The organism is Mucilaginibacter sp. P5_A6 (genome assembly GCF_056400585.1).
This window is the reverse complement of sequence record NZ_JBFUKZ010000003.1, coordinates 104,632-127,332: the sequence shown is the minus strand read 5'-3', so window position 1 is coordinate 127,332 and position 22,701 is coordinate 104,632. Positions and strand designations below refer to the sequence as shown.

General features: G+C 41.7%; 18 protein-coding genes. 13 read left to right on the top strand and 5 right to left on the bottom strand.

The window, feature by feature from the left end; genetic code table 11:
- The first annotated feature begins 106 nt into the window (after positions 1-106).
- The 5 genes from AC1DO4_RS04680 (at position 107) to AC1DO4_RS04660 (ending at position 4,906) form a co-directional block, all read left to right on the top strand.
- Positions 107-841: a DUF2490 domain-containing protein gene (locus AC1DO4_RS04680; protein WP_477413426.1), complete on the top strand. Its 735-nt coding sequence runs from the start codon at positions 107-109 to the stop codon at positions 839-841.
- 96 nt (positions 842-937) lie between these two features.
- Positions 938-2,233 (top strand): phosphopyruvate hydratase, encoded by a 1,296-nt coding sequence (eno, locus tag AC1DO4_RS04675; RefSeq protein ID WP_477413424.1) that lies wholly within the window; start codon positions 938-940, stop codon positions 2,231-2,233.
- 138 nt (positions 2,234-2,371) lie between these two features.
- Positions 2,372-2,902, top strand: a complete 531-nt coding sequence (gene lspA / locus AC1DO4_RS04670) for a signal peptidase II (RefSeq protein ID WP_477406057.1) — start codon at positions 2,372-2,374, stop codon at positions 2,900-2,902.
- 213 nt (positions 2,903-3,115) lie between these two features.
- Positions 3,116-4,444 carry a DEAD/DEAH box helicase gene (locus tag AC1DO4_RS04665; RefSeq protein WP_477413422.1) on the top strand — a complete coding sequence of 443 codons (1,329 nt, stop codon included), beginning with the start codon at positions 3,116-3,118 and terminating at the stop codon, positions 4,442-4,444.
- A gap of 138 nt (positions 4,445-4,582) precedes the next feature.
- Entirely contained in the window at positions 4,583-4,906 is a 324-nt protein-coding gene (locus AC1DO4_RS04660) for an FtsB family cell division protein (protein WP_477413420.1), read from the top strand.
- Positions 4,907-5,048: 142 nt separating this feature from the next.
- On the opposite strand, the gene AC1DO4_RS04655 is transcribed toward AC1DO4_RS04660, so the two are convergent.
- From AC1DO4_RS04655 to fabG, 3 genes are all read right to left on the bottom strand, one after another.
- Positions 5,049-5,477, bottom strand: a complete 429-nt coding sequence (locus tag AC1DO4_RS04655) for an endonuclease domain-containing protein (RefSeq protein ID WP_477413418.1) — start codon at positions 5,475-5,477, stop codon at positions 5,049-5,051.
- Positions 5,478-5,611: 134 nt separating this feature from the next.
- Complete coding sequence (locus AC1DO4_RS04650; protein WP_477413416.1) at positions 5,612-7,696, bottom strand: hypothetical protein; 2,085 nt, start codon at positions 7,694-7,696, stop codon at positions 5,612-5,614.
- Between the two features lie 249 nt (positions 7,697-7,945).
- A complete protein-coding gene (gene fabG / locus AC1DO4_RS04645; protein ID WP_477406067.1) occupies positions 7,946-8,689 on the bottom strand; it encodes a 3-oxoacyl-[acyl-carrier-protein] reductase in 744 nt (247 codons plus the stop codon).
- Positions 8,690-8,983: 294 nt separating this feature from the next.
- On the opposite strand from fabG, the gene purH reads away from it, so the two are divergent.
- From purH to rodA, 6 genes are all read left to right on the top strand, one after another.
- Positions 8,984-10,513, top strand: a complete 1,530-nt coding sequence (purH, locus tag AC1DO4_RS04640; protein ID WP_477413414.1) for a bifunctional phosphoribosylaminoimidazolecarboxamide formyltransferase/IMP cyclohydrolase — start codon at positions 8,984-8,986, stop codon at positions 10,511-10,513.
- Between the two features lie 369 nt (positions 10,514-10,882).
- Positions 10,883-11,905 (top strand): rod shape-determining protein, encoded by a 1,023-nt coding sequence (locus AC1DO4_RS04635; RefSeq protein ID WP_090651245.1) that lies wholly within the window; start codon positions 10,883-10,885, stop codon positions 11,903-11,905.
- A 95-nt stretch (positions 11,906-12,000) separates the two neighbouring features.
- Positions 12,001-12,825 (top strand): rod shape-determining protein MreC, encoded by an 825-nt coding sequence (gene mreC / locus AC1DO4_RS04630; protein WP_477404691.1) that lies wholly within the window; start codon positions 12,001-12,003, stop codon positions 12,823-12,825.
- Entirely contained in the window at positions 12,825-13,343 is a 519-nt protein-coding gene (locus AC1DO4_RS04625) for a rod shape-determining protein MreD (protein WP_477404689.1), read from the top strand. Before mreC ends, AC1DO4_RS04625 begins: the two co-directional genes overlap by 1 nt.
- Positions 13,340-15,352 carry a penicillin-binding protein 2 gene (gene mrdA / locus AC1DO4_RS04620; protein WP_477413412.1) on the top strand — a complete coding sequence of 671 codons (2,013 nt, stop codon included), beginning with the start codon at positions 13,340-13,342 and terminating at the stop codon, positions 15,350-15,352. The genes AC1DO4_RS04625 and mrdA overlap by 4 nt, the downstream gene beginning before the upstream one ends.
- 1 nt (position 15,353) lies before the next feature.
- Positions 15,354-16,622, top strand: coding sequence for a rod shape-determining protein RodA (gene rodA / locus AC1DO4_RS04615; RefSeq protein WP_477413410.1), 1,269 nt, complete (start codon positions 15,354-15,356; stop codon positions 16,620-16,622).
- 96 nt (positions 16,623-16,718) lie between these two features.
- Here the strand turns inward: rodA and AC1DO4_RS04610 are convergent, their stop codons facing one another.
- Both AC1DO4_RS04610 and AC1DO4_RS04605 read right to left on the bottom strand, forming a co-directional pair.
- A complete protein-coding gene (locus AC1DO4_RS04610) occupies positions 16,719-18,800 on the bottom strand; it encodes a TonB-dependent receptor (RefSeq protein ID WP_477413408.1) in 2,082 nt (693 codons plus the stop codon).
- An 84-nt stretch (positions 18,801-18,884) separates the two neighbouring features.
- On the bottom strand, positions 18,885-19,244 hold the full coding sequence (locus tag AC1DO4_RS04605; protein WP_477413406.1) for an MmcQ/YjbR family DNA-binding protein: 360 nt from the start codon (positions 19,242-19,244) through the stop codon (positions 18,885-18,887).
- Between the two features lie 115 nt (positions 19,245-19,359).
- Here AC1DO4_RS04605 and AC1DO4_RS04600 point away from each other — a divergent pair, with 115 nt between their 5' ends.
- On the top strand, positions 19,360-19,971 hold the full coding sequence (locus tag AC1DO4_RS04600; protein WP_477413404.1) for a class I SAM-dependent methyltransferase: 612 nt from the start codon (positions 19,360-19,362) through the stop codon (positions 19,969-19,971).
- A 222-nt stretch (positions 19,972-20,193) separates the two neighbouring features.
- Entirely contained in the window at positions 20,194-22,608 is a 2,415-nt protein-coding gene (locus AC1DO4_RS04595) for a glycoside hydrolase family 31 protein (protein ID WP_477413401.1), read from the top strand.
- The last annotated feature ends 93 nt before the right edge of the window (positions 22,609-22,701 follow it).

Below are 22,701 nucleotides of genomic sequence, written 5' to 3'. Positions count from 1 at the left end.
AGCGGGCATATTGTAATTGCTTAACATTAATTTAACATTAACACTCTCAAACTTATCATTAAAATAACATTAAGGAAATATATTTGCGGCCATAAACCCTGTAATTATGTTTAAAGTCGTTATTAGTGCAGTTTTAGTGTTTGTTTTGTTAGCGATATACCCATTAACTGTTAAGGCCCAGGATTCAAAGGTTGGTACATGGGGTATAGCCACAGTGGTTTTGCCCGGCGATAGCAGCCATAAATGGGGTGGATATTCGGAATTGCAAATCCGCACCAATGGCGTATTTTCCCAGTTTCAGTATTACGAGGCAAAGGCGGGTATAAGTTATGATCTGGATAAAAATTTTACTGCACTGTTGGGTACCGGTACTTATCATACATATGATTATACCGATTTAAGCAAAGGCTCTATAACCAGCGAGTTTAGGTTATGGGAGCAAATGACAGTTAATCAATTTCTCTATCGCTTTAAATTTGAACATCGTTACCGTGTGGAGCAGCGTTGGGTAAACGGCGATTTCCGGAACCGTTTCAGATACAGGTTAAACATGTTTATCCCTTTAAATAACACTAAAATTGTTGCCAAAACCTTATTCATTTCTGTTTTCGACGAAGTGTTTTTTAACAACAAGGCCCCCAATTTTGAGCGTAACCGTGTATCTGCCGCATTGGGTTACCAGTTTGATAAAAAATGGATCTTACAGGCAGGCTGGATAAATCAGCGCAATTATACGCTTACGCAAAGTAGCGGTAAAAATAATGTTATGCTTATGTTAATGTATCGCATCAATCGTAAAAATGCGGTTGAAAGTGAGCGTGTTCCTACAACAACAGATTAAGAAATATAACAAATACAAGATTTCAATTGTGATTTCTTGTTTTTGCTGTTAACTTAGCCGCCGGTTTACAAATTACAAATATCTGACAATAAAGAAATGAGCTTAATAATTGACGTACACGCCCGCCAGATTTTAGATTCGCGCGGTAACCCTACCATTGAAGTAGAAGTATTAACTGAGAATGGCGCTTTCGGCCGCGCTGCTGTACCTTCAGGTGCATCAACCGGTATTCATGAGGCCGTTGAACTTCGCGATGATGATAAATCAAAATACATGGGTAAAGGCGTGTTAAAGGCCGTTGCTAACGTAAATGATATTTTAGCTCCGGAATTAAAAGGTATTGATGTTTTTGACCAAAATACTATCGATGCGTTAATGATTGAGATTGATGGCACCGAAAACAAAGGCAAAATTGGCGCTAACGCTATTTTAGGCGTTTCTTTAGCGGTTGCTAAAGCTGCAGCACAAGAAAGCCGCCAGCCTTTATACCGCTACATTGGTGGTGTAAATGCCAATACCCTGCCTATCCCGATGATGAATATCGTTAACGGTGGTTCTCACTCTGATGCTCCTATTGCTTTCCAGGAATTTATGATTATGCCGGTTGGCGCGCCATCATTTTCTGAGGCGTTACGTTGGGGTACCGAAGTATTCCACAACCTGAAAAAAATTCTGCACGACCGTGGTTTATCAACCGCAGTTGGCGACGAAGGCGGTTTTGCACCCACCTTTGAAGGTACCGAAGATGGTGTTGAAACCATTTTGAAAGCTATCACTAAAGCCGGTTACAAACCAGGCGAAGATATTTTCATCGCTTTTGACTGTGCTGCATCTGAATTTTACAAAGACGGCAAATACGATTATACCAAGTTTGAAGGCGAAAAAGGTGCTATCCGCACCAGTGCCGAGCAGGTTGAATATCTTGCAGAGCTTGTTGCCAAATATCCTGTTATTTCGATTGAAGACGGTATGGCCGAGGATGATTGGGACGGCTGGAAATTGTTAACCGAAAAACTGGGCAAAACCGTGCAGCTGGTAGGTGATGATTTATTTGTTACCAACACCAAACGTTTACAACGTGGTATTAACGAGGATACTGCTAACTCCATCCTGGTAAAAGTAAACCAAATTGGTTCGTTAACCGAAACTATAAACGCGGTAACCTTAGCGCAAACCAATGGCTATACATCTGTAATGAGCCACCGTTCGGGCGAAACTGAAGATGCAACCATAGCTGATTTAGCCGTAGCATTAAATTGCGGTCAGATCAAAACCGGTTCGGCTTCACGTTCAGACAGGATAGCTAAATACAACCAATTGCTTCGTATTGAAGAAGAATTAGGCAGCAATGCAAAATTCATTGGTAAGGATTTTAAATTTTACAAAAAATAATTTAAACATATTAAAGAGCCATCTGCATAACAGCAGGTGGCTCTTTTTTTATATAAACCTGTTGTCAGCCTGATATCTTTGGTTGATAATTAAGTAACTCCTGTTACGTTATAAACAAATACCGGTAATAAAATTTTGATGGACAAGAAAAGGATTTTGCGTGGATTGGGCTTATTGTTGCTTTTAGCTTTGATTATTGCTTTTGACAGAGTTACCAAGATATATGTAAGGGATCATATCCATTTTTCCATCATCATAACCGTTGTAAAAGATTTTTTAACCATTACCCGGGTTGAAAATACCGGTGCTTTTTTAAGCCTGGGCAATTCGCTGCAAAATCCATGGCGTTTTATTATTCTTACGCTTTTACCGGGAGCGGCGCTTATTTGGGGGTTACTATATGTTTTATTAAAACCCAATCTTAACCTGCTTAACCAGGCAGGTATTATAACAATTTTGGCCGGTGGCATAGGCAACCTGTATGATAGAGCCGTTTACGGCAGTGTAACCGATTTTGTGCACATGAATTTTGGCATTTTTGAAACCGGCGTGTTCAATGTAGCTGATGTGGCTATTATGGTAGGTGTAGGTATGTTGCTGTTAAACGCTTTTCTGCGTGAGCGGGAAGAAAAAAAGCAAGCTGCCAATGATAAGCCGGTTACAGTATAATTATACTCCATTACACACTTGTAATCTCAAATCTGCATATCAGAACCCCTATCTCAAAATCTGCATATTTGCACATTTGATACTATCTGATATTAAAACTGTATCTTTGCAGAAATTTAATGCCTTGTTAAAACATGAGGACATTATCAATTTATAATATTACAAGCACATCTGCACATCATAAATTTGCAAATCTGCACATTTACAAGAATCATGTCATTCGAAAATTTAAAATTAATTGAGCCTATCCTCAAGGCCTTAAAAACTGAGGGATATACAACCCCAACTCCTATTCAGGCGCAAGCCATCCCTATTGTACTAAATCACCGCGACCTGTTAGGTTGTGCGCAAACAGGTACAGGTAAAACCGCTGCTTTTGCATTACCCACTTTACAGTTGTTGTACCAGGACAGGATGGCTCATAAAGAGCAGAAAACCATAAAGGCTTTGGTTTTAACACCAACCCGTGAGCTGGCCATACAAATTGCCGAAAGCTTTACGGCTTATGGTAAAAATACCGGTTTAAAAAACCTGGTGATCTTTGGTGGGGTATCGCAAAATCCGCAGGTTGACGCTTTACGTCGTGGTGTTGATATTTTGATAGCAACTCCTGGTCGTTTGTTGGACCTGATGAACCAGCGCTTTGTACACCTGGAGCATGTTAAAATGCTGATACTGGATGAGGCCGACCGTATGCTGGATATGGGCTTTGTAAACGATGTAAAAAAGATCATCGCCAAAGTTCCCGCAAAAAGACAAACACTGTTTTTCTCAGCTACTATGCCTAAGGAAATTCAGCATCTGGCTGATACTATATTAACGAATCCAGAAAGGATAGAAGTTACACCGGTATCGTCAACTGCCGATACCATACAGCAATCATTATATTATGTAGAGAAGAATGATAAAAAATCATTGCTCATCCACATATTAAAAGATAAAGAAATTAAAACAGCCCTTGTGTTTACCCGTACAAAACACGGTGCCGATAAAGTGGTGAAAGACCTGGTACGCGTTGGTATAACTGCCGAAGCTATTCATGGTAACAAATCACAAAACGCACGCCAGCGGGCATTAAGCAACTTTAAAAGCCGTACTACACGTGTGCTGATAGCTACCGATATTGCCGCACGCGGTATTGATATTGATGAGCTTACCCACGTAATAAACTACGAGTTGCCAAATATCCCCGAAACCTATGTACACCGTATTGGCCGTACAGGCCGTGCCGGTGCGGATGGTATAGCGCTTTCTTTTTGCGATGAGGAAGAGATTCTGTTTTTAAGAGATATCCATAAACTGATAGCTAAAGAAATTCCTGTTGAAGAAGGGCACCCGTACCCAATGAGTCCGGCGGCTATGACTGCAAGGCTGATGGCCGGTGATTCAAAAAAAGGATCGGGTAGTTTTAAGCGCGACAATGGCAGGGGCGGCAGTGGTCGCAGACCATCAGGTGGTGGCGGCGGCCAGCGCAGCGGCAATAGCCGCTCGGGCGGCAGTAGTGGCATGAGTGGAGCAAGTCGTTCTTCGGGCAGAAGGTAGTTCATTGGTTAGTTCAATGGTTCATTGGTCTTTGCAATTGGTTAACTGCTTTGCTTATCTTAAACTTTTCACCAGTAAACTGATGAACCAGTGAACCAAAAAAAACTTGTTTCGCTCAAAAAAAATAAATAGCTTTAAATGAAATTCACAGGGCTCGTATCGATGAAACGCTTAATTGACCTTTTTAAGAACAAATTCTTTTTGGTTACACTGGCTTTTTTAGTGTGGATGATATTTTTTGATAAAAACGACCTGTTCTCGCAGTACGAATATCGCCGCCAGGTAAGCAAGCTAACCCAGGAACGTGATTTTTATAAAGCCCAAACTGACCAGGTAACCAAGGAGCTTAATGAACTCAGCTCAAACCCCCAGCAACTGGAAAAATTCGCCCGCGAAAAATACCTCATGAAAAAAGAGAATGAGGACGTTTACCTGGTAGTGCCGGAGAAAACGGAGAAGTAGAGTTAGGAAGATAGAATCAAGATATAACATATTTAAAAGCGATGGGTTTAGGTCTATCGCTTTTTTAGTATAAGCCAGGCCTGTGCGATTCCCTCCCAACGGGAGGGTGCAGGGAGGGGTTTCTGCAACATTAAAGCAAATGTTATTGTTTTAATAAATCCAGGTCAAAATCCTTCGGTAATTTAATAGCGGAATTATCCCTGATAATTTCAATTACTTTACACTCAAGAGTTCTTAACACATTAAGCATGTCGCTTTTCATTTCGGATTCTGTAAAACGTAAAAATTGGATTCCAAAGCTTTCTAATTTTTGCTGTCTTATTTCATCTTTGATAAATGCCTCTTCATTATTATGCGACATGCCATCAATTTCAATAGCCAGCGTTAGATCCTTACAGTAAAAATCAACTATATAATTATCAATAAAGCGTTGACGATCAAAATCGAACCCTAATAGTTTATCGTTTTTTAATTCATTCCATAATAATAGTTCACCATCAGTCATGTTTTTGCGGAGCTTGCGAGCTAAGGCCTTTAAAGTTGGGTTGTATGGAATGATCTTTTTAGTCATGATAGTACTATTTATGTCGCTTTAATAAACCCCTCCCTGCACCCTCCCGTTGGGAGGGAATCGCACGGGGCCATTGCTTTTGAATTGCTGCCTCTTTACTACTTAGCACTGTTAAACTTCTTGATTCTTTAAGCTTAAACCTCTCCTTCCCGTTTCCTTAAAAACCATTCGCCACTCAATAGCAGGAGTATCAGTACAAACAGCCATTTTACATCAATAATATCGCTGTAATGCTTGTCTTCATATACCACGGTTTTGATGTTGTCATTTTTGCGGATCATATCGGCAAGTTGGCTAATCTGGCCTGGCTGCAACATTTGGCCGCCGCTTTGTTTAGCAAGTGAGTTTAGCAACTGGTGATTGGCTGCGCTTTGGCGGGTTTCCAGGTTAAGGGCTTTAACGGTTAACTGCCCGGCAGCTTTAAACAGGCTTTTGCCGTTTTGGGTGGAAGCATTGTAGGCGTACTCGCCAACGGGTAATGTCCCTGCATCCAACTGGTAGCTTTGCCCTGAGCGACTGAAAAGGAAGCTGTAATTTTTACCTGCGACGCTTTTCAGGTCGATCTTAACATCTGGTGTATTAATGAGTTCGAGGGCATCGTTATATAGCTCGGCGTTCAGGATCACATTTTCACCTTCATCAAATACATTACGGGCCGGGTATACGCGGAAGCGCTGGCGGTTGGCGTTTGCCGTTAAATATTGTACGGTTTGGCTCAATAGTTCATCGGTTGCATTGCGGTTGCCGTAATTCTGAAACTCGGCTAATTGCCAGCGCCAGATACCCTCACCGGCTAATACGGCTGTGCGGCGACCGGCCTCATCGCCAAAAGCAAGCAGGGGATAGGTGGTAGCTATAGCACCAATCTTTTGCCGTAATAAAATGGTAGTTCCTGCGGATGTTCCATAGCTGCCAAAAGGTGCCAGCAAGGGTGGCAAAGTGCTGATCTTTTTTCGTGATGAATCGGATAGGGTAAAGGCCGAAAAGCCAGCTTCGGGCAGGGCATAAACTTCCTGGGTCTCGCTTCGGCCCGCGCTTATTTTTACCACGCTTTGTTCGGCATTAAAAGTCTGCAGGTCGCTTTGCGAACCTATAACATACCAAATCGGTGTTTTGCTACCGGCGATGAAACTTTTTAAGGGTGCAAAACTACCTGCATTAACCTGGTAAAGTACTATCAGGCTATAATCGGCCAATTTAATCCCAGCGATATCTGCCAACAGCGAAGTTTTTACCTCAAAATTCCTGTTGGTTTCAATAGCCTGTTTAATTACCGTAATATCCGGGTGTGCGCTTTGGTACAGCATCAGCACCTTTTGGCGTGCGTCCAACACATCTACATAAATAACTTCCGTATTGTTTTGGGTGGATAACTCATTTTTAACAGGCGTTATACTGATGGTAAATTTTCTTAATCCCTTTTTATCCGCCATTAATTTAATGGGAACAAGCTTTTTTAAATCAGTGCCTGTTACCGGGGTGGTTTGATCGAAAACCTGTTTGCCATTTTCGGTAACGGTTAAATGCATGTTTTCGCCTTTACTTTGATAAGCAGCAGCCAAAACCTCCACCTCAAAATTATTACCTAAAAAAGCGGTTTTGTTATAGTTTACGTTGCCTATCAGCAGGTCGCGTTTAGCAACGGTATCGCCAAGGGCAATGGTATAAATGCTGGTTTTTATGTTTTTGGCTTCGTATTGAGGATCATTACCCTGGTTGTATAAGCCATCGGTAGCCAAAACTAAAGCACCGATATTTTGATTTACAAATTTGTTGTTCAGCTGGCGCAGGGCATTGGCTATATCGGTTTGCCTGCCATTGAATTTATTGGAGAAGCCATTGTATAAGTCTTTATCAAAGTTAAACTCCTGCACATCATATTTATCGCCAAGCTCCTGCTTCAATTTAGCCAGATCGATAACCAGTTTATCAGCATTAAAGCCAGGAGCTTTAAACGTGTTGATAGATGCGGAATTATCCTGTGCAATTAACACCAGTGGTTTCTGCGGATTGTACTTTATGGTTTTCGCTAATGGAGATACCAGGAGCATCGCGATAAAAAATATCACCAACGCCCGGATAACCGAAAGCCCATACCTGAAATATTTACCCAGGTTAACAGGTTGCCGGTACAACAGCCAGGCGTATAATAATCCCAGTACCAAACAGGCGGGTACCCACCATCCCGAAACCGAACCCCATGTAAGTGAAAACTGCATATAAGTTTACGTAACACGCTATCCGTTTTACGTTCACTTGCAAAATGCGAAATTATTGTGAAATGAGCGGAATTAGTTTTAAGGTAATAGCTGTTAACCAAAGAAGGCAAGCGAAAGCTTGCCTTCTTTGGTTAACTATAAGTAGTGCTGAACTTGCTTCAGCATACCACATGCGGGTTACTTGTCCTGTAGCATTCTGAAAAAAGGATGGCCGCCGTTTGTTTTTGACTTTTTCCTTTTGAATTAAAACTAAAGCATTCCGCCATCAACAGGAATTACCTGCCCGGTGATGTAGGTTGCCATATCTGATGCCAGGAAAACACAGGCATTGGCCACATCTTCGGTTTCGCCGCCGCGTTTAAGCGGGATAGCCGCTGCCCAGCCTTCAACCACTTTAGGGTCAAGTATTTCGGTCATTTCGGTTTTAATGAAGCCCGGCGCAACTACGTTGGTACGTATGTTACGTGAGCCTAATTCTTTAGCCATTGATTTGGAGAAACCGATGATGCCCGCTTTTGAAGCTGCATAGTTAGCCTGCCCCGCATTACCTTGTACACCCACAACCGAGCTTATGTTGATGAACACGCCATTGCGATTCTTCATCATGATCTTGGAAGCTGCTTTGGTAACATTGAAGATAGATTTAAGGTTCACATTTAAAACCTCGTCCCATGCTTCTTCGGTCATGCGCATTAGTAAACCATCTTTGGTTATACCAGCGTTGTTAACTACTATATGTAAGGTGCCAAAATCGGCTATAATATCGGAGATCAGTTTTTCGGCTTCATCAAATTTAGAAGCATCAGAGCGATAGCCTTTTACCTGCGTGCCAAAACTCTGCAGTTCCTGTTCAAGGACCTGGCCTTTTTCTACAGATGATAAATACGTAAAAGCTACATTAGCGCCGTGCTCGGCAAACTTTTCGGCTATTTTACGCCCTATTCCTTTTGATGCACCGGTGATAAGTGCGGTTTTTCCTTCTAATAATTTCATTTATGTACTATTTCGGGCGGTGAAGTTAGTTAATTATTGTGAAAAGTCCGAAAGTCGGAACGTTGGAAAGTCCGGAAGTTGGTAAGTTTGAGATGTTCATGAGTTCAGGAGGAATTCTTCAAATTTCTGTTATTTGTGTTCGAAAAGATAATTGTAGTTACATGGTGAATATCAAAAGATTGCTCAGAGAAATAATAAGAAAAAAACTTTCAATCTTTTCTGACTTTCGGTCTTTTCCGACTTCCCGACTAATGAAAAATATCACTACCTTTGCGGCTCAAAAAATCACTGTAAATGAGCCAGTCTGTTCAAATAAAAAACGCTTTAATTTCTGTTTACTATAAAGACAACTTAGAGCCAATAATTCTCGAGTTAAATCGCCTTGGTGTTAATATATATTCAACTGGTGGTACCGAAACTTTTATCCGCAATTTAGGGGTAAATGTAATCCCTGTTGAAGACCTTACATCGTATCCATCTATATTAGGTGGCCGTGTTAAAACCCTGCACCCTAAGGTGTTTGGTGGTATTTTGGCCCGCAGAAGTTTTGATAGCGATGAGAAACAACTGGCCGAATACGAAATCCCTGAACTGGATTTGGTTATTGTAGATCTTTATCCGTTTGAAGAAACCGTACAATCAGGCGCAGGCGCCGAAGATGTGATCGAAAAGATCGATATCGGCGGTATTTCGCTGATCCGCGCGGGTGCAAAAAATTTCAAAGATGTAACCATCGTTGCTTCAAAAGACGACTACGGCATACTGGAAGAAATCCTGAAAACACAGGATGGTGTTACCACTATCGATCAGCGCAAATCATTCGCGCAAAAGGCATTCAATATTACCTCAAACTACGATACCCACATTTTTCAGTATTTTAACCAGGAAGAGCCGCTGCCGGTATTTAAACAAAGCATCCTAACCAGCCAAACCTTACGTTACGGCGAAAATCCGCACCAGAAAGGTACTTTTTATGGTAACCTGGATGCCATGTTCAACAAGCTGAATGGTAAAGAGCTTTCATACAACAACCTGGTAGATGTTGATGCTGCTGTTGCTTTAATTGATGAGTTTACCGGCGAGCCAACTATCGCCATATTAAAACATACCAATGCCTGTGGCATTGCCTCCCGCTCCTTTATTAAAGAGGCATGGATAGATGCTTTGGCCTGTGACCCGGTTTCTGCTTTTGGTGGCGTAATCATAGCTAACGATGAAATAGACGCTGCTACCGCTACCGAGATTGACAAGATATTTTACGAAGTACTGATTGCTCCTGCCTACACAGACGAGGCGGTTCAAATACTACAGGCTAAAAAGAACCGTATTATTTTAGTTCGTCAGCCAGTAGAATTACCAGTTAAGCAATTTAAAACCTTGCTGAACGGTGTTATTGAGCAGGATAAAGACGCGGTTGTTGAAGGACCGGCACAAATGACCCCGGTTACTAACCGCAAACCAACCGAGCAGGAAATGAAAGATTTGTATTTTGCCAATAAAGTGGTAAAGCATACCAAATCAAACACGATTGTATTTGCTAAAAACAACCAGCTGATGTCGAGCGGTGTTGGTCAAACGTCAAGGGTTGATTCATTAAGGCAGGCAGTGATTAAAGCCCACAGCTTTGGTTTCGATCTGAATGGCGCAGTGATGGCATCTGACGCTTTTTTCCCCTTCCCTGATTGTGTGGAGCTGGCTGCCGAGGCTGGTATTACAGCGGTATTACAACCAGGTGGATCAATAAACGACAAGCTGTCTGTAGCCATGTGCGACGAAAAAAACATCTCGATGGTTACTACCGGGGTACGTCATTTTAAACACTAATTTGATAAACACGAATTGAGTGGAATTTAACAAACACGAATCGCACGAATTATTTCGAATTTCATGATTTGAATTGCTGGTGGGCTTCGCGAATAAAATAGTTACGAATATTGCCGGTAAGACAGAATATTCACTAATTAAATTACACGAATTACATTAATTAAAGCGTATTTTCACAACTGCAGATTTACGCGGATTGCATAGCAAAAAAAAGCAAGAATAGAGGTAGTAAAAATACGATAAGAGGAAAATTGGAGTTATTATTACCAACCTGCATTAATTCGTGAAAATTCGCCGACAGGACAATCATTCGTGAAATTCGTGTAGTTTATTATTTAACTTTGCAGATTATTTCAAGGGAAACATTAGATGGGTTTATTTAACTTTTTTACACAAGAAATTGCTATCGATCTGGGTACTGCAAATACCCTCATTATACATAATGATAAAGTTGTTGTTGATGAACCATCTATAGTGGCATTCGACAGGACTACAAATAAGGTTATCGCCATTGGCCGGCAGGCCATGCAAATGGAGGGTAAAACACATGATAATATCCGTACTGTTCGTCCGCTTAAAGATGGTGTAATTGCCGACTTTAACGCCGCTGAACATATGATACGCGGTATGATCAAAATGATTAACCAGGGTAAAGGCTGGTTCTTCCCCTCGTTACGTATGGTTATCTGTATTCCATCGGGTATAACCGAGGTAGAGAAACGTGCAGTGCGCGACTCGGCCGAAATAGCCGGTGCCAAGGAGGTTTACCTGATACATGAACCAATGGCTGCAGCCGTGGGTATTGGTATTGATGTGGAAGAGCCTATGGGTAACATGATCATTGATATTGGCGGCGGTACTACCGAGATTGCGGTTATTGCTTTATCGGGTATTGTTTGTGATCAGTCTATCCGCGTTGCGGGAGATAACTTTGACTCTGATATTGTTCAGTATATCCGCAGGCAGCACAACATTATGATTGGCGATCGTACTGCAGAAAAAATTAAGATAGAAGTTGGCGCTGCATTGCCTGAATTGGCAGATCCCCCGGCTGATTTTGCCGTACAGGGTCGCGATTTGATGACCGGTGTGCCAAAACAGATCATGGTATCATATACCGAAATTGCACATTGCCTGGATAAATCGATCTCGAAGATTGAGGAAGCAATATTAAAAGCGTTGGAAATTACCCCGCCCGAACTTTCGGCGGATATTTACCAAACTGGTATTTATTTAACGGGAGGTGGTGCCCTATTGCGTGGCTTGGATAAACGTGTGGCAGCTAAAACAAAACTGCCGGTTCACGTAGCCGAAGATCCGTTGCGTGCCGTAGTACGCGGAACCGGAACCGCCCTGAAAAATATAGGTAATTTTAAATTTTTAATGCAGTAAATTAGATACGAGATTTTAGATATGAGATTTGAGACATTGACTTACAGTGTTTTTAATCTCATATCTCATATCTCATATCTCAAATCTATCCCACAATGCGTAACCTCTTGATATTTATCACTAAGTATAACGCGTTTTTTTTATTCCTGATTTTTGAAGTAAGCGCGTTGCTTATTTATATCAAATACAACTCTTTTCAAAAAGCTACTTTCATTAATTCGCAAAACCAGGTTACCGGTAGTTTATATGCACAGGTAAGCCAGTTTAAAGGATATTTATCGCTAAAAGAACAAAACGACAGCCTGGCAGGTGAAAATGCCAGGTTGCGGGGAATACTCAAGAGTTCATTTTATGTTGATACTGTTGAGAAGCATAAGGTAACAGATACTGTTTATAAACAACAATATACCTACATAGTGGCCAGGGTTATCAATAATTCCACCAATCAATCCAATAATTACATCACCATAAACAGGGGCCGCAAGGATGGGGTAGCAAAAGATATGGGGATAATTAGCGGTGCCGGTGTTGTAGGGATGGTAGCCGATGTTACAGATCATTTCGCCATTGTTAAATCGTTGCTGCATTCAAAAAGTCAGTTTAGTGCAATGCTGGCAGATGATAAAGCTGTTGGCTCATTTACCTGGGTAAGTAACCTCGATCCGCATAAAGGGGTGCTGAGCCTGCAAAACGAAGCAAAGCCAAAATTGGGTGAACAAGTGGTAGCATCGGGTTATTCGCTTTTCCCTACGGGCATACCGTTTGGTAAAATAACTAATTTACATGCAAAGGAAGGCGGTTTACTGCTTAATGTGGAGGTTAACTTATCAGTTGATTTTACAAAATTGCAATACGTATACGTGGTCGTTAACAAATTTGCACAGGAACAGGCGGGATTGGAGGCCGTACAAAATAAATAATGGGCCGTATTATTATCATTAATGCCATCCGCTTTTTGGTTTTGGTTTTTATGCAGGTATTCCTGCTCAAAAACATCACCTTTTACAACCTGTCTACGCCTTATTTCTATATAATGTTTATTTTGCTGCTGCCGTTTGAGATACCAAATGTATTACTGTTTGCGTTGGCGTTTATATTAGGGCTTACTGTAGATGCATTTTATGACACACCCGGGCTGCACGCGGCAGCATGTGCGGTGCTTGCCCTGGTACGCATACTATTTATAAATATAACTGTGCAAAAAGACGGCTTTGATAATGAGCCCGAACCAACCTTAAGCATTATGGGTATCAGGTGGTTTTTTGCCTATATAGTAATACTCACTTTCTCTCATCATTTTTTCCTGCTAAACCTTGAAGTATTTAGGATTTCTGAAATGCAATACACACTAAGCCGTGTTGTTTTGAGTTCAATATTTACGGTATTTTTGATACTGATTTCGGGACTGCTATTTTTCAAAAGGAAAGAACGTAAATGAATAAATTTTTTGAGCGTCGCTACGTTGTAACCGGTATTTTTATTACTATAATTTTTACCCTGCTGGCAAGGCTTTACTATATCCAGATAGTTGATGAACGATACGCACTGTATGCCACCAAAAATGTTATCCGCAGTGCTATTATATACCCCGCCCGGGGACCGATATTGGACAGGAATGGCAAAATACTGGTTCAAAACGAGCCGATCTACGATATCATGGTTAACCCAAAGGATGTAAAACCTTTTGATACCCTTGAGTTTTGCAGAATGATTGGCATTGATAAGGCCGGTTTTGATAAACGCTGGACTAAAGCCGTAAAATACTCTCCCAGTAAAGATTCGCCATTTGAAAAGCAGGTACCGGCTACACTGTTTGCCTCCTTGCAGGAAAAAATGGGAGATTTTGTTGGCTTTTATATACAGCGCCGTACTGTACGTGCTTACCCTGACTCGGTGGCTGCGCAGTTTTTAGGTTATATAGGCGAGGTACATGACAGGGATATTAGTCGCTCAAACGGGTATTACCGACTTGGTGATTACATTGGTATTACAGGCGTTGAAAAAGCTTATGAGAATGTATTACGCGGGCAACGCGGTGTTCAAAATATAATGGTTGATTCGCGCGGAATAAAAAAAGGATCGTTTGCCAATGGTGCATTTGATACCGTTGCGCGTACCGGCGAGCGGCTCACTTCGTCGCTTGACATCGATCTGCAAAAGTTAGGCGAAAAGCTTATGAAAAATAAGCTGGGCAGTATAGTAGCCATTGAGCCGTCGAGCGGCGAGATACTATGTTACGTAAGTAGCCCAACGTATGACCCAAATTTGATGGTAGGGCGCGAGCGTGGCAATAACGCGGCCAAAATGTATAATAACCCCTATAAGCCATTTTTCATAAGGCCCATACAGGCGCAATATCCACCGGGTTCGTCATTTAAACCACTAAGCGCACTCATCGGCTTGCAGGAGGGCATCATCACGCCACAGGATACTTATTATTGTACCGGGCATTACCGGGCCGGTAATCGCCTGGTGCCGTGTAATAACGGTGAAGCCCACGGTTCGGTTAATTTAAGCAGGGCCGTAGCCGAATCTTGTAATGGTTATTTTTCGATGGTTTTTCAAAGGATCATCGACAGGTATGGGGCAAAACGGACCGAAACGACATTTGCTAACTGGCGTGCCAATGTAAATAAATTTGGATTGGGCGTAAGACTTGATCTGGACATGCCGGCCGAAGGCAGGGGCAATGTACCGACTCCTTTGCATTACGATAATATTTATAAAAAAGGCGGATGGCGCTCAAGCACAATTATTTCGCTTGCCATTGGCCAGGGTGAGCTGTTAGCAACGCCATTGCAGATGGCCAACATTGAATGTACTATAGCTAACCAGGGTTTTTTTTATAAACCGCATTTAATTAAAGCTATCGGAACAGAAAACGTAATTAAAGCAGAGTATACTAAAAGAAATTACGTTGGCATAGATTCGCAATATTTTGACCCCGTGATTAACGGGATGCAGGCCGTGGTTGAGGATGGTACTGCCAGGAGATCAAAGATCCCGGGCATTATTATGTGCGGAAAAACCGGCACAGCCCAAAACCCGCGCGGCGAAGCTAATTCGGTGTTTGTTGCCTTTGCCCCACGAGACAACCCTAAAATTGCGATAGCGGTGGTAGTTGAGAACTCGGGAGAAGGTGCGCATTGGGCCGCGCCTATTGCCAGCTTTATAGTTGAAAAATACTTAAAAGGAAAGATTACTCCCCGTGAATCGGGAATTACGGTGGACTATTTTGCAAACGCCGATCGTCTGCCCGATCTTACCCTTTATGCGCTCGACCTTAAAAAAGAGCGGATGCGCGATAGTATCCGGGCCGCAAAAGCCGATTCAATCAAAAAGTTTAAGGCTGATTCTGTAAAAAAAGCTGCCAGGTTAAAAACAGCAAACAATAAAAAGGCGGGTAGCTGGGTTAATCTTTTAGCAAACCGGGGAACGGGTAAGTAGTATGAGTAGTAATAATCAGCGCAGTTTCTTTTTTAATGTTGATTGGGTAACGGTGTTCCTGTACCTCGTGCTGTGTACTATTGGCTGGTTCAACATTCACGCGGCCGTATTTGATGAAAGGCACCCCAGTTTTATAGATGGAGCTACCAATTATGGTAAGCAATTTATATACATAATTGTGGCTGTGATTGTAGGAATGGTTATTCTGCTATTGGAAAGCAGGTTTTTTAGCGCGCTTTCTCCTGCTTTTTATGCGATAACTGTGCTGTTGCTCATCGTGGTACTTGTAATTGGCAGAAATGTTGGCGGTAACCAGGCCTGGATCAATATGGGCGGTGGTTTCAGGCTGCAGCCCTCGGAGTTTGCCAAATTTGCCACCTGTTTACTTTTAGCCCGTTATTTGAGCGGGCCTAATATACGCGTTGCTGAGCCAAAAGCATTTATGGCAGCTGCAGCTATCATAGGTTTTCCGATGGTGCTTATTATGCTACAGCCTGATACCGGGTCGACACTCGTTTTTTGTTCACTTATTTTTGTGTTGTATCGCGAGGGTTTATCACCTTATTACCTGGTTGTCTCGGGTCTTTTAATAACACTTTTTGTGGTGGCGCTTTTGTTTAATCCACTAAGTATAATTATTGGGTTGGTGGCATTTACAGCCCTGGTTATATTTTTATTTAAACGTAACCGCAAGCTCATTACCACCATGCTTATCGGTTTGGCTATTTCAATATCGTTTATTTTTAGCGTAAAATTTATTTACAGCCATGTTTTGAAGCCTCACCAAACCGAGCGGATTAACATTCTGTTGGGCATCACAACCGATTTACGCGGTAAGGGTTACAATGTAAACCAATCAAAAATAGCCATTGGCTCGGGCAAAATGTGGGGTAAGGGTTACCTGCAGGGTACACAAACCAAATATTCCTTTGTTCCTGAACAAAGTACCGACTTTATTTTTTGTACCATAGGCGAGGAGTGGGGCTTTGCAGGCTCATTAGTAGTTATGGGGCTATTCCTGTTTTTGATCCTCCGGGTTATTTATATTGCAGAACGACAGCGATCGCCATTTTCGCGCATCTATGGTTATGGTGTAGCATCGGTGCTATTCTTCCACGTGGTAATCAACATCGGCATGACCATTGGCATTGTGCCTGTTATCGGTATCCCGCTACCGTTCATTAGCTACGGTGGATCTTCATTACTCAGCTTTACAATCCTGCTGTTCGTCCTTATCAAACTGGACTCAAACCGGATGGGAATTATTTAGATTTCAGATTTCAAATTTCAGAAAAATGACAAACAATTTAGGTAAAATCCTGAGCATTCTTTAACTCAACAGTTCCGGTTCAGACAGGATCAGCGGTCACAGTCGCACATTCATCCCAACCGAATAATTCCTCAACGGCGAAGCATTATAATACCTGTTACCCACAGCATTCAAATCGTTACCCAGGCTGTACTTTTCATTCAGGATGTTATCGGCAGCGACAAAAATCTCTAAACGGGTTTTATGGCCTATAAGCGGTTGCCAGCTTACCCTTGCCTGTAGCAGGTTATAGTGTTTGGCATAAACTGTATTGGCATCATTGAGTGGTATTTTGGAGGTATAATTATGCTGTGCAAACAAAGAAAGATCAGCAGGGAACTTAAGTTGCAGGCTTGATACGAAAACATGTTTGGGTACTCCCGTTAATTGATTACCTGAATAGGTAGCAGAAGTAACAGTGTAATCTCTGAAAGTGAATCTACTGTAGGTATACGCTTCATTGAACTGCAGGCCACGTATAAAATGGGTATCATTCTGACGAATAAGCCAATCGGTAAACGATAGTTCAAAGCCAGGCTGATTAGTGCCTCCCGCGTTTATATAGTGCTCGGTTTCATTGGCATTTAAACGGCGTAAAATAGCGTTGTTAATACGGTAGTAAAATACCGAAGCATCTAATAGTAAAGTTTCATCGTGATTGCGCAGGCGGAAACCGGTTTCATAGTTCCACCCGGTTTGGGCTTGTAATGCAGTATTTACAATATTGTCCGTTGGTCTGACTTCGGCGGTAGTTGGTGTGGAGTATCCCCGGCTTACTGATGTCCGCCAGATAAAGTTGTTTGTAACCTGGTAGGATAATGCCAGTCGCGGCATCAGCTGCGGTGTAAAATTGCGGTTGGTAAAATTACTTTGGTTAAGCGGATAAATATTTTTAAAATCATAACCGTACCAGTTTAAGCTTAACGCAGCCTCCAGGTGCAGGCGTTTAAACATATCTGCCGAGTAACGGCCGAAGATAAAATGCTGATTGGTATGGATATTATCGCTGGTTTGGGTTGTATCCTTTACACCTTTGTTGTTGCCATAGTTGCTTATCTGCGAATTGGTTTGTTGCCACTCTATACCCAGGTTCGCCTTCCAGCTAAGGTTCTTATGTGGTAAACCACTCAGCTCAAAATAAGTGCGCAGGCCGTAAGTATTTTCGTTGCGCTGCTCATAATTGGTGATGAATGGATTGGCGAAATCAACATGACTGCCAAATACCGATAGCACATTCCTTACCTGGTCGGTTAAATAGTATTCGTTAACCAGGCCGCCTAAATACATTTTTGTTGTTATACCTATATGTTGCTGTATTGCTCCGGGCAAAGTAGCAGTGGGCTGCCGGGCAAGGCGGGGATTAGCTGTAAACTGTGCCAGGTTTAAACCTCCGGGCGTTTGGTAGGCAAGGTTAGAGTACAGACCTAAAAACGTTAATTCATTTTTACCGCTGTAGTTCCATTTATCTGCAAGCTGTATATAATTACGATGCATATCGCTGTTTTGCCTATATCCATGGTAGGTTTGGAAACTTTGGTTGATGTTAAACAGGTTATTGCCCGAGCGTTGCTGCAAGGCGATTTTTTCATGAAACAAGCCATAGCTGCCGTTATTTATTCCAGCAGATAAATAGCTGCTATCGCTATACCTGTTTATCTGGCTTAATAAAACTACCCCGCCAGAGTTAGCACCAAACAAACTGCCATCCGGCCCTTTTAATATTTCGATACTCCCTATACTACCAATATCAATGGCGTTTAAATAAGAATTGCCGCCAGCATCTGTAAGCGGGATCTCATCAAAATAGATCTTTACATCCCTTACTCCAAAAGGCGACCGCAGTAAACTACCTCTTATAGATAAACGGTAACTGCCTGGTGAACGCTCCTCCGCTCTTATGCCGGGCACTGTGTTTAACGCGGTAACGAAGGAATTATCTGGCTGCAATTTTAGTTGCGCCGCACCCAGCACACTTACCGAAGCGGGTACGCTTAGCACAGGCTGCTCACTCAAATAGCCATGTACAGTTACTGTATTGAGATGTTTAATACTATCTTTTTGAATATTTTTTTGGGTTTGTGCACTTGCATTCATGGCAAAAGTGAGTACAAGAAAAAAGGGGAAGTAGAATTTTGTCATATAGCGGTTTGGAAAAGCAAAAGTATGTTTTTTAACTTTTAAACCTATATGGTGTTTTGGTAACAAGTTAGCTATAACAAATAATTATTCATCTATTCTCATTGCCTCATACTCGTTCGCCAGCTTTTTGGTGGCCCGGGCCAGGTAAGCGCTAATTAACAATGTTTTAAGATCATCCGGCGATACAGTTTCGAGCCTTACCAGCATGTATTTATAATTAATGTAATGATTGGTAATAAAAAAGGTATGTGGATCGAGAGCCATCCATTTTTCACGCTCGGTGGTGTAAATAGCAAGCAGTTCATTCTTTAATTTTACATTGGCAAAAATCTTGTTATTTACATAAAAGGCAGGGTCATCAAAGTGCATTTTTTGGGTAACTCCCGGTAGAGGCAACAGGATGCTGCGAAGAAACTGCATGAAGATAGACATGTCTGTTGCCATAACTAAAGTTAGTAAAAAGTGGAATGCCTTAGGTTAAAACCATTTGAAGTTAAGTTATTGTTATTGGTTTCAACCAACAGATTCGGGGAGTCCTTAAAAAGCATTAATTTCACCTATGCAAAATAACCTTCAGCAAACTTTTGGCTATATTGATATTTACCTGTTCGATCAACTATTAAAAGGCCGATTTGATAATAGCAAAATCATACTCGATGCCGGGTGTGGTGCCGGGCGTAACCTTGTATATTTTCTGCAGAATGGATATGAGGTTTATGGGGTTGATCAAAGTACCGCGGCTATTGAGACGATAAAACAATTATCAGCGTCATTATCGCCCGAAAATTCTTTAGATAATTTTAGCGTTTCAGGAGTAGAAGATATGCCTTTTTCTGATAGTTTTTTTGACCTGGTGATATGTAGTGCTGTATTGCACTTTGCAAAAAATGAGTTGCATTTTGACAGCATGTTGCGCTCTTTATGGCGGGTGCTAAAGCCGGGTGGGTACCTGTTTGCCAGACTGGCATCAGACATTGGTATAGAAGAATTAGTGATTGCAACAGGCAATAGCCGCTACCTGTTACCCGATGGTTCAGAACGTTTCCTGGTAAATGAAGATATCCTGCTGCGTTACACGCATGAATTAAATGCCACGCTTTATGAACCAATAAAAACTACCAACGTACAAAACCTGCGTTGTATGACCACCTGGTGTTTGCAAAAGCAATAACCTCCAAGTTCTTTTCTTTTTGCCATGCGTAGTGATTTGGTTATTTATTCGTTTGCACGCTTATTTGTAGGCATAATTCGCTTTGGATAACAAGATGTTTATTGTTCCCGTAATAGCTCCGCAGAAATATTTTTCTCCATTAAAAAAAAGTAACTATATTCACGTTTTCAAAACGGGTGTCAATCTTACACTTACTTATAAACCAATTTACTGCTGTTCAATATGTTTAAAAAATTATTCACCTTAAATGCAAAAATAAAACAATCGATTGCGTTGATTTTTTTGCTTGCAGGAGGTATGGCAACAATACCTGCAAATGCTACCATTAAATCCTTTAAAAAAGGTGCAGATGGTGTTACTTTTTCCTTAGATAAAGGCCTGATGAAAGTACTTGTACGTAGGGATGATATCATTGAAGTAAAGTATACCATCTTTAATGCTTTTGAAACCAAACCGTCATTGGTAGTGGTTAATGGTTGGAAAACGCCAACTGTTTACCAGGTTACCGAAACCAAAACCGAGGTGGTAATTTCAACGGCAAAATTAAAAATAAAGGTAGATAAGGCTACCAACGCCATCACCTATACCAATTTAAAAGGTGAAGTTATCACTGCTGAGGATAGCGAGAATAAAACCATAACCCCGGCAACCATCGCCGGTATCAGCACCTATAATGTAAGTACACAATTCACCTCTCCATCAAACGAGGCATTGTATGGTTTGGGCTGTCATCCGCTTGATTCTTTATCCATCAATTATAAAGGCCGCAACCAGGAGTTGCTGATAAAGTATCTTACCGGCGCTATCCCGGTATTGTTATCAACCAAGGGATATGGCTTACTTTGGGATAATTATTCGGCATCTAACTTTTATGGTGCCGAAGCCAGTAATACTAAATTCAAATACGTATCTGAAAGTGGTAAACAGGTTGATTACCTCTTTTTCTATGGTCCAACGTTTGATCATATCATCGATCTTTATCGCATAGCAACCGGCCGTGCGCCAATGTTTGGTAAATGGGCTTTCGGGCTTTTCCAATCGCAGGATAGGTATTTGAGCGAAAAAGAGATCATTGGTGTAAAAGATAATTACCGTAACAATCATATCCCGGTTGATGTGATTGTGCAGGATTGGTATTACTGGGATCCGTTGCCAATTGGCTCGCACGTGATGAAACCCGAACGTTATCCGCACCCAGAACAAATGGTTGATGAATTGCACAAGGCAAACATTCATGCCATGATCTCGATATGGCCGGTATTTGGCAAAGGCACACCAAATTATGATGCTTTAGAAAAAATGGGTGGCTTAACAGATATTACCTGGGATAACGTAGTTACCCATACTTTTGATACTTATTACGATGCCCATAACCCCAAAGCCCGCGAACTTTACTGGCAACAGGCGCGCGACAGCCTGGTTAAACGCTATGGTTTTGATGCCTGGTGGATTGATCAGTGCGAGCCGGATAATGGTGCCCTACAGGATGCCCGCCGCCAAAGCAATTTCAGCATTGGTAAGGGTATTGATTATTTTAACACTTATTCATTGCAGCATACCAAAGGCGTTTATGAAGGCTGGCGCAGGGATATCCCCAACAAGCGCGCATTCTTTTTAGTAAGGCAATCATTTGCCGGCGAACAGCGTAATGCATCAACCTTATGGTCGGGTGATATTGAGTGTACTTTTAAAGATTTCAAGAACCAGGTACCACAGGGCATAAATGCCTGCGCATCTGGTTTGCCTTACTGGACATCAGATATCGGTGGCTACCATTTTCATTGGAAAGCTGCCGATTGGTCGCAGCCCGACAAGCGCGAACTGTTTACCCGTTGGTTTCAGTTTGGGGCATTTAGTCCTATCTTCCGTATCCACGGTAAAGGCGAGCGCGCATTGTTTAGCTCAAACTGGGATGACAATACCAAAGCCATACTGTTAAATTTTGATAAGCTGCGTTACCGTTTACTCCCTTACATTTACTCATTGGCTGGTCGTTCAACTACCGAAAACTATACCATGATGCGTGTCTTACCATTCGATTTCAGGAACGACAATAAGGTTTACAGTATACCAGATCAGTACATGTTTGGTCCGGCATTTATGGTTAACCCTGTTACCGAGCAATTATACACTTCTGCTGATGCCGACAAAAAAGCCAAGGCCCGTCAGGTTTACCTGCCAGCAGGTACCAAATGGTATAACTTCTGGAATGGTGAAGTATTGGATGGGGGCCAAACCATTAGCGCTGCTGCACCTATCGAGATTTTACCTTTATACGTAAAAGCAGGTTCTATAATCCCGATGGGACCGCATATGGAATATGCTACGGAGAAACCGGCTGACAATATTGAATTGAGAATATATCCTGGTGCCGATGGTACATTCAGGTTTTATGAAGATGAGAACGATAATTACAATTACGAAAAAGGCCAGTTTGCAACCTTTACCTTCAATTGGAATGATAAAACCCGTAAACTGACGATCTCTGATACAAAAGGTCATTTCCCGGGCATGCTTAAAAATCGCACTTTCAATATCGTAATGGTGAAAGGATCGCACGGATCGGATGTTGAACTAACAGCCAAAGCTGATAAAATAATTAAATATGCAGGTAAAGCTTTAGTGATTAATATGTAATTATTATCTTTCGGAACAAAAACATGTCTCAGCCTGCAATAAAATGCGGGCTGAGGCATGTTTAAACTTCTCACTAATTTAAACTATTAAAAA

Bases quoted from the DNA above. Each gene is read 5' to 3' on its own strand.
- AC1DO4_RS04680 (WP_477413426.1), top strand. From the start codon at position 107: ATGTTTAAAGTCGTTATTAGTGCAGTTTTAGTGTTTGTTTTGTTAGCG.
- eno (WP_477413424.1), top strand. From the start codon at position 938: ATGAGCTTAATAATTGACGTACACGCCCGCCAGATTTTAGATTCGCGC.
- lspA (WP_477406057.1), top strand. From the start codon at position 2,372: ATGGACAAGAAAAGGATTTTGCGTGGATTGGGCTTATTGTTGCTTTTA.
- AC1DO4_RS04665 (WP_477413422.1), top strand. From the start codon at position 3,116: ATGTCATTCGAAAATTTAAAATTAATTGAGCCTATCCTCAAGGCCTTA.
- AC1DO4_RS04660 (WP_477413420.1), top strand. From the start codon at position 4,583: ATGAAATTCACAGGGCTCGTATCGATGAAACGCTTAATTGACCTTTTT.
- AC1DO4_RS04655 (WP_477413418.1), bottom strand. From the start codon at position 5,477: ATGACTAAAAAGATCATTCCATACAACCCAACTTTAAAGGCCTTAGCT.
- AC1DO4_RS04650 (WP_477413416.1), bottom strand. From the start codon at position 7,696: ATGCAGTTTTCACTTACATGGGGTTCGGTTTCGGGATGGTGGGTACCC.
- fabG (WP_477406067.1), bottom strand. From the start codon at position 8,689: ATGAAATTATTAGAAGGAAAAACCGCACTTATCACCGGTGCATCAAAA.
- purH (WP_477413414.1), top strand. From the start codon at position 8,984: ATGAGCCAGTCTGTTCAAATAAAAAACGCTTTAATTTCTGTTTACTAT.
- AC1DO4_RS04635 (WP_090651245.1), top strand. From the start codon at position 10,883: ATGGGTTTATTTAACTTTTTTACACAAGAAATTGCTATCGATCTGGGT.
- mreC (WP_477404691.1), top strand. From the start codon at position 12,001: ATGCGTAACCTCTTGATATTTATCACTAAGTATAACGCGTTTTTTTTA.
- AC1DO4_RS04625 (WP_477404689.1), top strand. From the start codon at position 12,825: ATGGGCCGTATTATTATCATTAATGCCATCCGCTTTTTGGTTTTGGTT.
- mrdA (WP_477413412.1), top strand. From the start codon at position 13,340: ATGAATAAATTTTTTGAGCGTCGCTACGTTGTAACCGGTATTTTTATT.
- rodA (WP_477413410.1), top strand. From the start codon at position 15,354: ATGAGTAGTAATAATCAGCGCAGTTTCTTTTTTAATGTTGATTGGGTA.
- AC1DO4_RS04610 (WP_477413408.1), bottom strand. From the start codon at position 18,800: ATGACAAAATTCTACTTCCCCTTTTTTCTTGTACTCACTTTTGCCATG.
- AC1DO4_RS04605 (WP_477413406.1), bottom strand. From the start codon at position 19,244: ATGGCAACAGACATGTCTATCTTCATGCAGTTTCTTCGCAGCATCCTG.
- AC1DO4_RS04600 (WP_477413404.1), top strand. From the start codon at position 19,360: ATGCAAAATAACCTTCAGCAAACTTTTGGCTATATTGATATTTACCTG.
- AC1DO4_RS04595 (WP_477413401.1), top strand. From the start codon at position 20,194: ATGTTTAAAAAATTATTCACCTTAAATGCAAAAATAAAACAATCGATT.